The organism is Pseudomonas fluorescens (assembly GCF_041354075.1).
GTDB classification, from domain to species: domain Bacteria; phylum Pseudomonadota; class Gammaproteobacteria; order Pseudomonadales; family Pseudomonadaceae; genus Aquipseudomonas; species Aquipseudomonas fluorescens_CE.
Genome location: NZ_JARZGC010000001.1, coordinates 229,696 through 243,570 on the forward strand (window position 1 = coordinate 229,696; position 13,875 = coordinate 243,570).

The window sequence follows — 13,875 nt, forward strand, 5'->3', positions numbered from 1 at the left end:
CACAGACGCCGCTGGGTGTCAGGCAGCCAGCGTTATCGTTGACGTCCAACGCGAGCATGCTCGCTCCTACAGGAGTCATGTCGTGTCGACATAGGGTAGTTCACAGGAATCGGGGTTCGTCGGTCAGGCCCGCCACCCCGCCTCACGCAACGCCTCCAGCAGCGTTTCCGCATCCAGCCCCGGCACCGCATGGCCATTGCCTTCAGCACTGTCGGCCGCCAGCAGCGCATTGATGATCGCTTCTTCCACCGCCTCGGTGGCCGCCAGGAACAACTCGCTGATGTGGTCGTTGTTGACCATGCTCAGGTTGTCGCAGGTGGGTGACCGTTTGGTTTGATAAGCCGCCGGTGGCACCTGGTTGCCGGTGGCGAACGCAATGAAGATGTCGCCACTGTGATCTTCGTTACCGCCCCCGGTACGCGCCAGGCCAAGGCTCGCGCGTTGGGCCAGGCGTGTGCATTGATGCGGCAGCAGCGGCGCGTCGGTGGCCAGGCAGACGACGATCGAGCCCATGCCCGGATGGGGCAGCGCAGCCTTCAGAAACGGCGAATCGACCTGGGTCATGTAGCGTCCCACCGGGTAGCCGTCGACCCGCAGTTCGTTGCGCACGCCATGGTTGGCCTGCACGATCGCCCCGACCGTCCAGCCACCCTGGGGGCTGTTCAAACGGCGTGACGCCGTGCCGATGCCACCCTTGAATTCATGGCAGATCATGCCGCTGCCGCCACCCACCGAACCTTCCGTCACCGGCCCGCTTGAAGCGTTGCGCACCGCCTCGGCCACGTGCTCGGGCTTCACATGAAAGCCGTTGATGTCATTGAGCAGGCCGTCGAAGGTTTCCAGCACCACCGGCATGTTCCAGTAGAGCCGGCCGTCGTCGGGCTGCTGCTCGCGGTCGATGGCGATCAAGGCATCGCGCACCACGCCCAGGCTGTGGGTGTTGGTGAAGGCAAGCGGGCTGGTCAGCAGCCCGGCTTCGCGAATCCACTCCAGGCCGGTCGCGTCGCCATTGCCATTGAGCACGTGCACGCCGGCAAAACACGGGTGCTGGCTGCTGGACACGAGGCGCGGCTCGATCACGGTGACGCCGGTCAGGATGTCGCGACCCTTGGCGCTGCGGCCGCGCACTTCGCTGTGGCCAACCCGCACGCCGGGTACGTCGGTGATGGCGTTGAGAGGGCCGGGTTGCAGCTGGCCAAACCGGATGTTCAAGTCACGGGCACGTGGTTTCATGGTGTTTTCGTCTCGATTGCGTGGCAGAAAAAGTGTGGTTGAACGCTGATCCCAACCTGTGGGAGCGGGCTTGCTCCCACAGGAGTGGGTGGTGTCAGGCGTTATTGGCCGTTCTTGACCTTGCTCCAGATCCGCGTCCTCACCCGCTCGGTGGCCGGCGGCAAGGGCTGGAGGGTGAACAAGGTGGCCAGGGCCGCAGCGGACGGATACACCGCCGGGTTGTTGCGGGTCGCTTCGGCCACCAGGGGCGTGGCCTTGCGATTGCCATTGGGGTAGGACAGATGATCGCTGACCGGGGCGATGACTTCAGGGCGCATCAGGTAGTCGATGAAGGCCAGGCCTTGCTCGGGATGCGGTGCGTCCTTGAGCAGCACGAGGGTGTCGAACCACACCGGTGCGCCTTCCTTGGGCAGGCTGTAGGCGATCTTCACGCCGTTGTTGGCCTGCACGGCGTTGGTTTTGGCTTCGAGCATGGCCCCGGACCAGCCCACCGCCACACAGATGTTGCCGTTGGCCAGGTCGCTGATGAATTTCGATGAGTTGAAGTAGGCAATGTGCGGGCGCAACTTGAGCAGCAGCGCTTCGGCTTTCCTGTAATCCTCGGGGTTGGTGCTGTTGGGCGGCAGGCCCAGGTAGTGCAGGGCGACCGGCAGCATCTCGGATGGCGAGTCGAGCATCGCCACGCCGCACTCGCCGAGCTTGGCCAGGTTGGCTTCGTTGAACACCAGGTCCCACGAGTCTACGGGTGCCTTGTCGCCCAGCGCCGCGCGGACCTTGTCGATGTTGTAGCCGATGCCGTTGGTGCCCCACAGGTATGGCACGGCGTACTGGTTGCCCGGGTCGTTGTTGGCCAGTTTCGCCAGCAAGTCGGCGTCCATGTTCGGGTAGTCCGGCATCTGCCCGTGGGGCAGAGGGGCCAGGGCACCGGCCTTGATCAGCGTCGGCAGGCTGAAGTTGCTGGCCACCACCACGTCATAACCGCTGCGGCTGGTGAGCAGTTTGCCTTCCAGCACTTCTGCGCTGTCGAAGGTGTCGTAGACCGGCTCGATCCCGGTGTCGCGCTTGAAGTCGTGCAGGGTGGTGGGGCCGATGTAGTCGTACCAGTTGTAGACGTGAACGGTCGGTGCCGGAGCGGCCACCGCCGACAGCGAAACGCACAGGCAGGCGCTCAGCCCAAGATTGATCTGTTGACGGGGACGACTCATGATGCGGCACTCCTGGCCTGCTGCGGCCGGTGATGAACAGGTGCTGGCAGCGTATCGGCAGGCCGGGGACTGACCCATTCCCATCATGGGTTACTCGAAAGGGGTAGAACGTGGACGCGTTGCTCAAGGAGTTGCCGCTGCACCAGGGGCTGGCGCGGGTGTTCGGTGCGCTGGGCCGGGACACCTTCTGGCGTGCGCTGGTGGATACGCTGCGGCTGCTGGTGCCGCTGGACAACGCCCTGGTGGCGGTGATGCAGCCGGGAACGGTGCCGCGCCTGCTGATCGATTTCGATGCCCTGGCCCAGGGCGACGAGCATGAAGAACTGGCCGACTACCGCGCCGGCATGTACCTGCTCGATCCGTTTTACCTGGCGGCCTGCGCGGGCATCGCCGACGGCTTGCACAGCCTCGATTCCGTGGCGCCCGACCAGTTCCAGCAAAGCGAGTATTACCTGAGCTACTTTCGCCGCGTGGTGGGGGGCGACGAGTTGCAGTTTCTGGTCAATATCGAGGGCGCCGTGCTCGGCTTGTCCCTCGGGCGCTCGACGCGCTTCACCCTGCAAGAGCAGGGGCGGTTGCTGTGCGTACGCGACTGGGTGCTCGCCGCGATGCGCCAGCAGGCGCAATTGTTGCCGCCCCAGGGCCCGGCTCACGAAGCGGCCGGGGATTTCGCGGCGCTGCTCGAGCGCTTCGATGCCCGCCTGACCGCCCGGGAGATCGAAACCGCGCGGCTGATCCTGCAGGGTTTCTCAAGCAAAGCCATCGCTCAGCAACTGGGGATCTCGCCGGAAACGGTCAAGGTGCACCGGCGCAATGTCTATCACAAGCTCAAGGTGAACGGGCATGGGGAGTTGTTTGCGCGGGTGTTGCAGCCGCGGTGATTGGCTGAATGATCCGACGCCATCGCGAGCACGCCCGCTCCCACACTGAAACGTTTGTGAACTCAAGAGCCGAGTACACGCACCCCCTGTGGAAGCGGGCTTGCTCGCGATAGCCGTGACGCGGTCTCAGCCCCGAAACACCAACGCCTTCAACCCACACTCCACATCCGCATCCGGAAACTCCGGCGGGTTCTCCAGCCGCTGCTCGAAACGCAACCCCGGTGCTTCGCGCATCACGCCTTCGATCAGGAAGTCGGCGCCAAACGCCGGGTCGTTCATGCACGCCAGCACCGTGCCCTCGGCCGTCAGCAATTCCGGCAGGCGACGCAACACCCGCTGGTAATCCTTGGTCAGCAAAAAACTGCCTTTCTGGAAGGACGGCGGGTCGATGATCACCAGGTCGTACGGGCCCTTGCCGATCACCTTGCCCCAGGATTTGAACAGGTCGTGGCCGAGGAACGTGACCTTGCCCAGGTCATGCCCGTTGAGCCGGTGATTGTCCCGGCCACGGCTCAGCGCCGGGCTGGACATGTCGAGGTTGACCACGTGCTCGGCACCGCCCTCGATGGCGGCCACCGAGAACCCGCAGGTGTAGGCGAACAGGTTCAACACGCGTTTGCCCCGGGCGTTGGCGCGCACCCAGTCGCGGCCATAGCGCATGTCGAGGAACAACCCGGTGTTCTGTTTGCGGCCCAGGTCGATCTTGTAGCGCAGGCCGCCCTCGGTAATCGCCATGTCCTCGATCACCTCGCCCACCAGCCACTCGGTGGTGCTTTGCAGCAGGTAGCGGTGCTGCAGCGCGAGGGTGTGTGCTCCGGATTGCGACCACTGCGGGGATCGGCTGACGTCCATCAGCGCCGCGACCAGCGCCTCCAGTTGCGCCGCCTCCGGTTCCTTGAACAGCGACACCAGCACCACACCCTGCAACCAGTCGACGGTCAACTGCTCCAGCCCGGGCCAGCAGCGGCCACGGCCGTGGAACAGGCGGCGCGTCTCTGCAGGCGCGTTGGCCAGGGCGGTGACCAAGTGAGTGTGAAGGGTGGTGAGAGCTTGAGAGTTCATCAGTTCAGATCGAGGCAGCAAAGCGGCCCGCAAGTTTAACCACCAATCCCTGCAGGAGCGAGCATGTCGAGGCGTCGAACCGTCGCGATGGTCTTCAACGAAAACGCTGGGCACCTGACACCCTCAGGCGTATCCGAATTCTTCGCGAGCATGCTCGCTCCTTCAGGGGTGCGCGGGGTATTCATCACAATTAAGTTAACTTTCGGTGAGGATTTGGCGACAAGTGCGCCGCCATACTCGGCCCCAACGACTAACCACCACTGGAGCCGGACATGTCGCAGTCAACTGCTGCACCCAGGGCCAGCCACCCTCGCTGGCTGCGGCTGACCCATTGGCTCAATGCACTGGCCGTGCTGGTGATGGTCACCAGCGGCTGGCGCATCTACAACGCCTCGCCCCTCTACGACTTCAGTTTTCCCACCTCGATCACCCTCGGCGGTTGGCTCGGCGGCGCCTTGCAATGGCACTTCGCGGCGATGTGGTTCCTGGGCATCAACGGCCTGATCTACCTGATGTTCAACCTCTTCAGTGGTCGGCTCAAACGACGGTTTTTCCCGGTGTCGTCCAGAGGCGTGCTGCATGACCTGGGCGCCGCCCTGCGCGGAAAACTCGGGCATGCCGACCTCGGTCACTACAACCAGGTGCAGCGGCTGGCCTATCTGTTCGTGATGCTCGACATCGCGATGCTGGTGATCTCCGGGCTGGTGCTGTGGAAGTCCGTGCAGTTCCCGCTGCTCAGGGAATTGCTCGGCGGTTACGAGGCCGCGCGGCATGTGCACTTCATCGCGATGACGCTGTTGGTGGCCTTCGTGGCGGTACACCTGGTGATGGTCGCGCTGGTGCCGAAAACACTGCTGGCCATGATTGTCGGTCGCAAGGAGCCTGTATGAAAAAGCGCATCGAAGGGCTCGACGAAGCGTCGATCCTCAAGGAAGCCCGCCACATCATCGCCCCGCAGATCGAGGACCGTTCCCGTCGTTCCTTCCTGATGCGCGGCCTGACTCTGGGCGGCGTGGCGCTGCTGTCCGGTTGCAATATCACCGATAACGACAGCGTCGAAACTGCGCTGTCGTCCATGTCGCGGCTCAACGACCGGGTACAGGGCTGGCTGTTCAACCCCAATGCCCTGGCACCGACCTACCCGGCGTCGATGATCACCCGGCCGTTCCCCTTCAATGCCTTCTACGGCATCGACGAGGCGCCGACCGTCGAGGAAGAGAGCTTTCGCCTGGAGGTCACCGGACTGGTTGCCGACAAACGCAGCTGGCGCCTTGAAGAGCTGCGGGCCATGGCGCAGGAGGAACAGATCACCCGGCACATTTGTGTCGAAGGCTGGAGCGCCATCGGGCGCTGGGGCGGGGTGCGGTTCAGCGATTTCCTCAAGCGCATCGGCGCCGACACCGATGCCAAATACGTTGGCTTCAAATGCGCCGACGATTATTACACCAGCATCGACATGGCCACCGCACTGCACCCGCAGACCTTGCTGGCGCTGACCTATGACGGCGCAGTGCTGCCGCGCGAGTACGGCTTCCCGATGAAGCTGCGCATGCCCACCAAGCTTGGCTACAAGAACCCCAAACACATCCAGGCGATTTTCGTCAGCAACACCTACAGCGGCGGCTACTGGGAAGACCAGGGCTACAACTGGTTCGGTGGGAGCTGACGGCCTGACCCTTACACGTTTCACCCCCCCCCCAACGTTCCAAGGAGTTCGATCATGAAAAAACTGACCACCCTCGTTCTGTCCATGTGCCTGGCCGCCGGTGCCGCCAGCGTCTTCGCGGCCGATACCATGAGCAACGACAGCATGAGCAAGGACTCGATGTCCAAGGATGCCATGTCCAGGGACAGCATGAAAAAAGACTCGATGTCCAAGGACGCCATGAAAAAAGACGCGATGAAAAAGGACGGCATGTCCAAGGATTCCATGAGCAAGGACGGCATGAAAAAAGACAGCATGTCCAAGGACGCGATGAAGAAGGATGCGATGTCGCAATAACTCGCTACAACACAATCCCCTGTAGGAGCGAGCATGCTCCGGGCGGCGTTCCGACGATGGACGTCAACGATGACGCTGGTTGCCCGACACCCAGCGGTGCTTCTACGTTTTTCGCGAGCATGCTCGCTCCTACAAGGGATTTCGATCACGCCCAAGGAATAAATAACCAGGCAGTGCCCTGACGCTTGAATTTCCACCCTGTTTGCGATCAAAAATGAATTTCCGCAAATACCGCTGCTCATACCTGTAAGCAGCGGAGAGTAGCCCGCGAAAATCATCAGGCAATCAGGGAGTGGCAAAGTCATGTGTCCAGTATCCAAGGCGGGCGAGCACCTTCCGGACGGGTTGATCCTTGTGGTGGAAGACGATCCGCTGATCCTGGAGTTTCTCTGCGAGATTCTTCAGGAGGAGGGTTATGCCATCGAACCGCAGATCAGCGCCGATGACGCCGCCGGTTATCTGGACTGCCATGCGGACAAGGTCGCCTTGCTGCTGACGGACATCACCATGCCCGGCACGCTCAATGGTGCCGACCTGGCCAATCAGTTCGGCGACCGTTGGCCGCAGAAGCCGATCATGATCATGTCAGGCTACGAGACGCCGGAGACTTCCGGGGTCAGGCACGACGTGTCGTTCATCAAGAAACCCTGGGCGCTGGGGCAGTTGCTCGATTGTGTCGAGGGGGCCTTGAAATCCGTACCGTCGAGAAGGTGAGTTTCGCCCCCGGCCAGTGCTACATTGCCGGACCTTAGTCGCCCGTCTCCCGCCAGAGGTCGTTCATCCTTGCCAGTCTTCAACAAACCTTATCGCGCCTTCCTCTTTGACATGGACGGCACCGTCCTCAATTCCATCGCCGCCGCCGAACGCATCTGGACCGTCTGGGCCTTGCGCCACGGCGTGGACGTTGCGTCATTCCTGCCGACCATTCATGGCGCGCGGGCCATCGACACGATCAACCGCCAGGGCTTGCCAGGCATTGATGCCGAAGCTGAAGCGGCGTGGGTGACCCAGGCCGAAATCGATGATGTCGAGGGCATCGTGGAAGTGGCCAGCGCGGCGAACTTCCTCAAGTCGTTGCCCGCCCATCAGTGGGCTATCGTCACTTCAGCACCCCGGGCGCTGGCGTTGCGGCGAATGGCGGCGGCAGGGATTCCGGAACCCTCGGTGATGGTCACCGCCGAAGATGTCAGCGCCGGCAAACCGGACCCGGCGGGTTATCGCCTGGCAGCCCAACGCCTGGAGGTCGATGTCAGCGAGTGCCTGATTTTCGAAGACGCCACCGTGGGCATTCTCGCGGCAGAAGCGGCGCCGGCTGATTTGCTGATCATCACCTCGACCCATGAGCATCCGCTTGATACCGCGCATGCGACCATAAGCGATTACTCATCGGTCAGTGCTCAAGTCGATGCCACCGGCCAATTGCGCCTCAATGCCCTCTGACCCACCGCGATGGCGGCGTGTCAGGCGACATCGGAACCGACTCCCACACTGAATTGTCCGGCGTTCATCGAATATCGGTCCGAGCACTGCGCCGGATCACCTGCGGCGGTTGGCCGAAGGCCCTGAGAAACGCTTCACGCATGCGCCGCCGATCGCTGAAACCGGTTTCGCTGGCGATCTGGTCGAGGCTCAGGCGCCCGCGTTCGAGCATCTGCCGGGCGGCCTCCAGGCGCAGGTTTTCGATGGCCTTGGCCGGCGACTGGCCGGTTTCGGCGCGAAACGCCCGACTGAACTGACGTGGGCTCAGGCGCGCCACGTCCGCCAGCTGTTCCACCGACAACGCTTGCGCCAGGTGTTCACGGGCGTAACCGAGCACGGTCTGGATACGATCGGATTTCGGTTCCAGTTCCAGTAACGCCGAGTGCTGCGACTGGCCGCCTGCGCGGCGGTGGTACATCACCAGTTTCTGCGCCACGGAGCGGGCGAGTTCAGCGCCGTGGTCCTTTTCGACCATGGCCAGCGCCAGGTCGATGCCGGCCGTCATGCCGGCCGAGGTCCAGACCGCACCGTCCACCACATAAATGCGGTCTTCCTCGACCTTGATCGACGGAAACCGTGCCTGCAAATCCCGCGCATACGCCCAGTGCGTGGTCGCCCGCCGTCCATCGAGCAATCCGGCCTGGGCCAGGACGAACGCCCCGGAGCAGATGGAGGCCATGCGCCGAGAAGTTTGAGCGCTGGCGCGCAGGTAGTTCAAAACCCCTGCCGGCGCCTGCTGGAGAATGGCATCGCCGCCGACCACGATCACCGTATCGAACACCCGCTCATCGAAAGCTTCGGTGCCGACGGTCAATCCACCAGACGCACGCAGGGTGTGGCCTTGTTCGGACACGACGCTGACCTGGTAAAGCGTTTCGCCCGCGCTGAAGTTGGCGTACTCGAACACCGGCATGGCGGCCAGCGCCATGGACTGGAAGCCGTCAAACACCACAAACGCCACGGCAGTCATTTCGATGCCCTCATATCCACATGTCCGGAAAACGTACTTTAAACGTCATTTGCGACGGGTGTGAGTCAATTTATAACTGTACACACACGGCGAATACCTCGCCTGACCTTGAAGGAAACTCAACATGGCTCTCTCATCCAAAGGCACCGCCCTGATCACGGGCGCCTCTTCCGGTATCGGCGCGGTCTACGCCGATCGTCTTGCGCGCCAGGGTTATGACCTCATTCTGGTCGCCCGCAGTCGGTCCAGGCTCGACACCCTCGCTGCTCGCCTGAGCAATGACACCGGTCGCGCCGTGGAAGTGGTCGTCGCCGATCTCAAGTACCCGGCGGACCTGCTTCGGGTCGAGGACATCCTGCGCACCGACGCCAGCATCACCCTGCTGGTCAACAATGCCGGGGTCGGCGGTGTCATGCCGTTGCTCGCCAGCCCGGTGGACGACATGCAGGACATGATCACCCTCAACGTCACTGCGCTGATGCGCCTGGCCTACGCGGCGGTGCCGGGGTTCGTGGCCCGTGGCACGGGCGCGGTGATCAACATTTCGTCGATCGTGGCGATTGCGCCGGAAATTCTCAATGGCGTGTACGGTGGCAGCAAGGCGTTCGTGCTGAGCCTGAGCCAATCCATGCACCATGAGCTGGCCGACAAGGGCATTCGCATCCAGGCCGTTCTGCCCGGCGCCACGGCCACCGAGTTCTGGAGCGAGGCGGGCAATCCGGTGGAGAACCTGCCGCAGGAAATCGTCATGTCCGCCGAGGACATGGTCGATGCCGCGCTGGCAGGTTTTGCCAGCGGCGAAGTGGTGACCATTCCCGGTCTGCACGACGGCGCACAATGGGACCGCTACGAGGCCCAGCGCCAGGTCCTTTCCGGCCTGTTGGGGAGCTCCACGCCGGCCCCGCGTTATCGCTGAAACGATCCGGTTGAGCAGGAGGGGCATCGACCTATGGCATGCCGCAGGTCGAGTCAGATGTTGGAGTGATTGTGGCCTGCGGCGGGGTCAGCGCACAGCGGGTGGCCGGTTGGGCGCAATGATTCGCGCAGGCTTCGGAAAAAGCGGAGCAGGGCCGGAAACGTAATCCACTTGTCACAAGCCCTACCACGATTTTTCAGCACTTATTGCCCGGCAGCGGTTCCGTCCTGGATCAGAATCGCCCTGGCCAGGTCTTCGTCGCTGGCGTTGAGCCCTGGATTGTCCTGGCGGATCTGCTGCATGACCGACTCCAGATACACGCCGCGAATCGCACCGCCACTGGCGACGAAGCTGGAAGCGTCATCCCGGGCGGGGATCATGAGTTTATGGTCTTTGAACGTCGAATACAGCGAAGCAGAAACCCCGGCCGATGTGGCGACATCGCCCGCATCCACTTTCGCCAGAGCCGAGCCAACGGGCAAGCACAACACAAGAGAAGAGATAATGATCAGACGGCGCATGACAGTGTCCTCCGAAAGCGTGGAACGAACTGCATAAGGGGAAGTACCACATCATTTAGGATTCGCGACACAGGCCCAGAGTTCCTTTCAACCTTCATCGTCGATTGTCCAGGACAGCGTTCAGGTCCCTGGCACAGGCTGAGTCAGCGCTTGAGTAAACGAGCGCGGGTGGTAACGTAAGGCATTTCAACGGTCGGGAGCGTGGACATGGATCTGGGAATTTCGGGGCGCTGGGCGATCGTCTGTGCCGCCAGCCAGGGGTTGGGGCTGGCCTGTGCGCGAGCGCTGGCGAAGGAGGGCGTCAACCTGGTGATCAATGCCCGTGGCGACCAGGCCTTGCAGATCGCCGCCAAGGAGTTGCGCACCCTCGCGGGCGGCATCGAAGTGTGCACGGTGGCCGGCGACATCAGCGAGGCCACCGTCCGTGAGCAGGTGCTGGCGGCCTGTCCGCAGGTGGACATCCTGATCAACAACGCGGGCGGCCCACCGCCGGGCGACTTCCGCGACTGGCAGCGCGAAGATTGGTTGAAGGCACTGGATGCCAACATGCTCACGCCGATCGAGCTGATCAAGGCCTGTGTCGATGGCATGGCCGAGCGCGGTTTCGGTCGCGTGGTCAACATCACTTCCGGCGCGGTCAAGGCGCCGATCGATGTGCTGGGCCTGTCCAACGGCGCCCGCAGCGGTCTCACCGGTTTTATCGCCGGGCTGGCGCGCCAGTCACGGCTGGCGGGAAACAACGTGACGATCAACAACCTGTTGCCCGGTCCTTTCGAGACCGAGCGCCTGCGCAAGACCCTGAGCGCCGCCGCCGACGCCGGTGGCACCAGTGTCGAGCAGGTCAGCCAGCAGCGCCGCCGCAACGTCCCGGCGCAGCGCTTCGGCCAGCCCGACGAGTTCGGGGCTTACTGCGCCTTCATTTGCAGTCGCCACGCCGGCTTCCTCACCGGGCAGAACCTGTTGCTCGACGGCGGCAGCTATCCGGGCACGTTTTGAGCGTGAGCGCGATGGCGTTCTTGGCCTGGTAAATCTGTTCGGCATTGAATCACCGGGGTTCAACCGTGGCCTGGCGTTGGCGATGCAGACCGATGAGATGGGCGATCTTCAAACCTATGAGAATAATGCAGGGGGTTGAAAGTCAGTCTCGTACCGACCGATAATCACCCCCCCGCGCACCCCCACCCCACACCAACTACGCTTATCACTACGCCCATCCCAATGGGAGGCCTCCCATGCTCAACGTACGCACTGCCCGAATGCTCACCGACTACAAACGCTGGGCCAATGAGCGTCTGTTTGACAGTCTGGCCGCGTTACCGCCGGGCGAGGTCAGCAAGGAGCGGGTGTCGGTGTTCAAGAACATGATCGGCACCCTCAACCATATCTACGTGGTGGACTGCATCTGGAAGGCACACCTCGAAGGCCTTGGGCACGGCTTCAAGACCTCCCACGATCTGCTGCATCCCGAGCTGGCCGAGCTGCGCCGGGCACAGCAGGACGTTGATCGGTGGTACTGCCAGTGGAGCGACCGACAGACCGAGGCCTCGCTGGATAAACCCATCGAGTTCACGTTTGTCTCGGGCGACAGCGGCACGATGAGCGCCGGCGCGATGCTGATGCATGTGGTCAATCACGCCAGCTATCACCGGGGCTGGGTGATCCAGATGTATTTCGACATCCCGGCCATGCCGCCGATGACCGACCTGCCGATCTTCCTGCGGGAAACCGATTCGTCCTTCGCCTCGATCAACGCGCCTGAGGTGCAGCCGACATGTGTTGCGCAATACGCGAGCGCAACCAACGTTCTGCCGGATCGTTATCGTTGACCCCGTTCCAGACCATCGACAGCTCGGACAGCACGATGTCGAACGGCGGGTCGTCGGCCCGCAGCTGGGTGCTGCCTTCGATCAACGCCTCGGCGGCGTAATCCGGTACGGTGGCGAGCATCTCGGTGCCGGCCAGCAGGGCGCGCAACCCGGCGAATTGCGGTACCGCCAGCACCACCCGGCGCGAACGGCCGATGCGTGCCAGGTCATTGTCGATGGCACCGGTCAGGTCTCCGGAGAATGACACCAGCGCGTGCGGTCGCTCGCAATAATCATCCAGCGTGAGGGCGCCGGGGCGGTTGTCGCCGCGCAGGATCTTGACGCTCAGGTCGCGCAATTTCTTGCGCTTGGCATTGGCCGGCAGCTCCGTGGTGTAGCTGATTCCGACGGAAATTTCGCCGCTGGCGAGCATCGACGACATCAGCAGGAAGTTCACCCGCCGCACCACCACCACAACGTTTTGCGCTTCCTCGCGGATCTGCTTGAGCAGCGGCGGAAACAGACCGAATTCGGCATCGTCGGACAGGCCGATGCGAAACACGTCGCGGCTTGTGGACGGGTCGAAATCCTTGGCCCGGCTGACCGCGCCGGAAATGGTGTCCATCGCCGGCTGCAATTCCTTGAGAATCGCCAGGGCACGCTGGGTCGGTTCCAGCACGCGGCCGTTGCGCACCAGCAACGGGTCGTCGAACAGGTCGCGCAATCTGGCCAGCGCGGCACTCACCGCCGGCTGGCCGAGAAACAGCTTTTCCCCGGACCGGGTCAGGTTCCTCTCAAACATCAGGGTTTCGAAAATCACCAGCAGGTTCATGTCCACGCGGCGCAGGTCGTTTCGATTCATGGGGCAAAGGCTCTCAGGTTCTTCGGGTCTGTTCAGTAAAGACCAAACCCGTGGTTTGCGTGGGCGACGGGCGGCGCCTCGGCGGGGAGGATATCGCGACTACGCTGATCCTTCGCATTGTTTGACGCAGGAGTTCGAGCATGAAGATCGATCTGGCAGGAAAACTCGCCATCGTCAGCGGCAGCACCGCCGGCATTGGTCTGGGCATCAGCAAGGCACTGGCCGAGTCCGGGGCCACGGTGGTCGTCATCGGGCGCCAGGCGTCCAAGGTCGACGAGGCGTTGGCGAGCATTCGTCAGAGCGTGCCGCAGGCGCAGTTGCGTGGCCTGACCGCCGACCTTGGCACGGCGCAAGGCGCGCAACAGTTGTTCGCCGCCGAGCCGCGTGCGGATATCCTGGTCAACAACCTCGGCATCTACGAGGCCGTGGATTTTTTCGACACCCCGGACAGTGAATGGACGCGGTTCTACGAGGTCAACGTGATCTCCGGCGTGCGCCTGTCCCGGCATTATGTGCCGGACATGGTCAAGCAGGGCTGGGGACGGGTGATTTTCCTGTCTTCCGAGTCCGGCATCGCCATTCCGGCTGACATGCTCAACTATGGCGTGACAAAAAGCGCTAACCTCGCGGTGTCCCACGGTTTGGCCAAACGGCTGGCCGGTACGGGCGTGACGGTGAACTCGATCCTGCCGGGGCCGACCTTGACTGACGGCGTGGAGCATATGCTCGCCAGCGCCGTGGCCCAATCGGGGCGAAGCGTTCGCGAAGAAGCTGATGACTTCGTGCGCAAGGCCCGGCCGACATCGATCATCCAGCGGGTGGCGGATGTCGAGGAGGTCGCCAATCTGGTGGCCTACATCGCTTCCCCGCTGTCGTCGGCCACCACCGGTGCGGCACTGCGCGTCGACGGTGGTGTGGTCGACAGCCTGGCCATTTGAA

General features: G+C 62.9%; 16 protein-coding genes. 10 read left to right on the forward strand and 6 right to left on the reverse strand.

Features of this window, described 5'->3' with window-relative positions; genetic code table 11:
* Positions 1-123: 123 nt before the first annotated feature.
* Entirely contained in the window at positions 124-1,233 is a 1,110-nt protein-coding gene (locus tag QIW53_RS01105) for a DmpA family aminopeptidase (RefSeq protein WP_371047862.1), read from the reverse strand.
* Positions 1,234-1,334: 101 nt separating this feature from the next.
* Positions 1,335-2,438 carry a polyamine ABC transporter substrate-binding protein gene (locus QIW53_RS01110; protein WP_371047863.1) on the reverse strand — a complete coding sequence of 368 codons (1,104 nt, stop codon included), beginning with the start codon at positions 2,436-2,438 and terminating at the stop codon, positions 1,335-1,337.
* 110 nt (positions 2,439-2,548) lie between these two features.
* Here QIW53_RS01110 and QIW53_RS01115 point away from each other — a divergent pair, with 110 nt between their 5' ends.
* Positions 2,549-3,319 (forward strand): helix-turn-helix transcriptional regulator, encoded by a 771-nt coding sequence (locus QIW53_RS01115; protein ID WP_371047864.1) that lies wholly within the window; start codon positions 2,549-2,551, stop codon positions 3,317-3,319.
* Between the two features lie 126 nt (positions 3,320-3,445).
* Here the strand turns inward: QIW53_RS01115 and QIW53_RS01120 are convergent, their stop codons facing one another.
* Positions 3,446-4,381, reverse strand: coding sequence for a class I SAM-dependent methyltransferase (locus QIW53_RS01120; protein WP_371047865.1), 936 nt, complete (start codon positions 4,379-4,381; stop codon positions 3,446-3,448).
* A gap of 272 nt (positions 4,382-4,653) precedes the next feature.
* Here QIW53_RS01120 and QIW53_RS01125 point away from each other — a divergent pair, with 272 nt between their 5' ends.
* The 5 genes from QIW53_RS01125 to QIW53_RS01145 all read left to right on the forward strand — a co-directional run bounded on the left by QIW53_RS01125 (position 4,654) and on the right by QIW53_RS01145 (position 7,823).
* Positions 4,654-5,271 carry a cytochrome b/b6 domain-containing protein gene (locus QIW53_RS01125; protein WP_371047866.1) on the forward strand — a complete coding sequence of 206 codons (618 nt, stop codon included), beginning with the start codon at positions 4,654-4,656 and terminating at the stop codon, positions 5,269-5,271.
* On the forward strand, positions 5,268-6,047 hold the full coding sequence (locus tag QIW53_RS01130) for a molybdopterin-dependent oxidoreductase (RefSeq protein WP_371047867.1): 780 nt from the start codon (positions 5,268-5,270) through the stop codon (positions 6,045-6,047). The genes QIW53_RS01125 and QIW53_RS01130 overlap by 4 nt, the downstream gene beginning before the upstream one ends.
* Positions 6,048-6,101: 54 nt before the next feature.
* Complete coding sequence (locus QIW53_RS01135; protein WP_371047868.1) at positions 6,102-6,383, forward strand: pentapeptide MXKDX repeat protein; 282 nt, start codon at positions 6,102-6,104, stop codon at positions 6,381-6,383.
* 303 nt (positions 6,384-6,686) lie between these two features.
* A complete protein-coding gene (locus QIW53_RS01140; RefSeq protein ID WP_371047869.1) occupies positions 6,687-7,097 on the forward strand; it encodes a response regulator in 411 nt (136 codons plus the stop codon).
* 69 nt (positions 7,098-7,166) lie between these two features.
* Positions 7,167-7,823, forward strand: a complete 657-nt coding sequence (locus tag QIW53_RS01145) for an HAD-IA family hydrolase (protein ID WP_371047870.1) — start codon at positions 7,167-7,169, stop codon at positions 7,821-7,823.
* Between the two features lie 64 nt (positions 7,824-7,887).
* Here the strand turns inward: QIW53_RS01145 and QIW53_RS01150 are convergent, their stop codons facing one another.
* Complete coding sequence (locus tag QIW53_RS01150; protein WP_371047871.1) at positions 7,888-8,832, reverse strand: GlxA family transcriptional regulator; 945 nt, start codon at positions 8,830-8,832, stop codon at positions 7,888-7,890.
* 124 nt (positions 8,833-8,956) lie between these two features.
* Between QIW53_RS01150 and QIW53_RS01155 the strand changes: the two genes are divergently transcribed.
* Entirely contained in the window at positions 8,957-9,748 is a 792-nt protein-coding gene (locus QIW53_RS01155; RefSeq protein WP_371047872.1) for an SDR family NAD(P)-dependent oxidoreductase, read from the forward strand.
* A gap of 203 nt (positions 9,749-9,951) precedes the next feature.
* On the opposite strand, the gene QIW53_RS01160 is transcribed toward QIW53_RS01155, so the two are convergent.
* Positions 9,952-10,269 (reverse strand): DUF2388 domain-containing protein, encoded by a 318-nt coding sequence (locus QIW53_RS01160; RefSeq protein ID WP_371047873.1) that lies wholly within the window; start codon positions 10,267-10,269, stop codon positions 9,952-9,954.
* A gap of 207 nt (positions 10,270-10,476) precedes the next feature.
* On the opposite strand from QIW53_RS01160, the gene QIW53_RS01165 reads away from it, so the two are divergent.
* Both QIW53_RS01165 and QIW53_RS01170 read left to right on the forward strand, forming a co-directional pair.
* A complete protein-coding gene (locus tag QIW53_RS01165) occupies positions 10,477-11,265 on the forward strand; it encodes an SDR family oxidoreductase (RefSeq protein ID WP_371047874.1) in 789 nt (262 codons plus the stop codon).
* Positions 11,266-11,501: 236 nt separating this feature from the next.
* Positions 11,502-12,095, forward strand: a complete 594-nt coding sequence (locus tag QIW53_RS01170; protein WP_371047875.1) for a DinB family protein — start codon at positions 11,502-11,504, stop codon at positions 12,093-12,095.
* Here QIW53_RS01170 and QIW53_RS01175 read toward each other — a convergent pair.
* Entirely contained in the window at positions 12,016-12,936 is a 921-nt protein-coding gene (locus QIW53_RS01175; protein ID WP_371047876.1) for a LysR substrate-binding domain-containing protein, read from the reverse strand. The genes QIW53_RS01170 and QIW53_RS01175 overlap by 80 nt on opposite strands.
* A gap of 140 nt (positions 12,937-13,076) precedes the next feature.
* Between QIW53_RS01175 and QIW53_RS01180 the strand changes: the two genes are divergently transcribed.
* Positions 13,077-13,874 (forward strand): SDR family NAD(P)-dependent oxidoreductase, encoded by a 798-nt coding sequence (locus tag QIW53_RS01180; RefSeq protein ID WP_371047877.1) that lies wholly within the window; start codon positions 13,077-13,079, stop codon positions 13,872-13,874.
* Position 13,875 lies beyond the last annotated feature (1 nt).

Coding starts and splice junctions, on each gene's coding strand:
- QIW53_RS01105 (WP_371047862.1), bottom strand. CDS start 1,233: ATGAAACCACGTGCCCGTGACTTGAACATCCGGTTTGGCCAGCTGCAA.
- QIW53_RS01110 (WP_371047863.1), bottom strand. CDS start 2,438: ATGAGTCGTCCCCGTCAACAGATCAATCTTGGGCTGAGCGCCTGCCTG.
- QIW53_RS01120 (WP_371047865.1), bottom strand. CDS start 4,381: ATGAACTCTCAAGCTCTCACCACCCTTCACACTCACTTGGTCACCGCC.
- QIW53_RS01125 (WP_371047866.1), top strand. CDS start 4,654: ATGTCGCAGTCAACTGCTGCACCCAGGGCCAGCCACCCTCGCTGGCTG.
- QIW53_RS01130 (WP_371047867.1), top strand. CDS start 5,268: ATGAAAAAGCGCATCGAAGGGCTCGACGAAGCGTCGATCCTCAAGGAA.
- QIW53_RS01135 (WP_371047868.1), top strand. CDS start 6,102: ATGAAAAAACTGACCACCCTCGTTCTGTCCATGTGCCTGGCCGCCGGT.
- QIW53_RS01140 (WP_371047869.1), top strand. CDS start 6,687: ATGTGTCCAGTATCCAAGGCGGGCGAGCACCTTCCGGACGGGTTGATC.
- QIW53_RS01150 (WP_371047871.1), bottom strand. CDS start 8,832: ATGACTGCCGTGGCGTTTGTGGTGTTTGACGGCTTCCAGTCCATGGCG.
- QIW53_RS01155 (WP_371047872.1), top strand. CDS start 8,957: ATGGCTCTCTCATCCAAAGGCACCGCCCTGATCACGGGCGCCTCTTCC.
- QIW53_RS01160 (WP_371047873.1), bottom strand. CDS start 10,269: ATGCGCCGTCTGATCATTATCTCTTCTCTTGTGTTGTGCTTGCCCGTT.
- QIW53_RS01165 (WP_371047874.1), top strand. CDS start 10,477: ATGGATCTGGGAATTTCGGGGCGCTGGGCGATCGTCTGTGCCGCCAGC.
- QIW53_RS01170 (WP_371047875.1), top strand. CDS start 11,502: ATGCTCAACGTACGCACTGCCCGAATGCTCACCGACTACAAACGCTGG.
- QIW53_RS01175 (WP_371047876.1), bottom strand. CDS start 12,936: ATGAATCGAAACGACCTGCGCCGCGTGGACATGAACCTGCTGGTGATT.
- QIW53_RS01180 (WP_371047877.1), top strand. CDS start 13,077: ATGAAGATCGATCTGGCAGGAAAACTCGCCATCGTCAGCGGCAGCACC.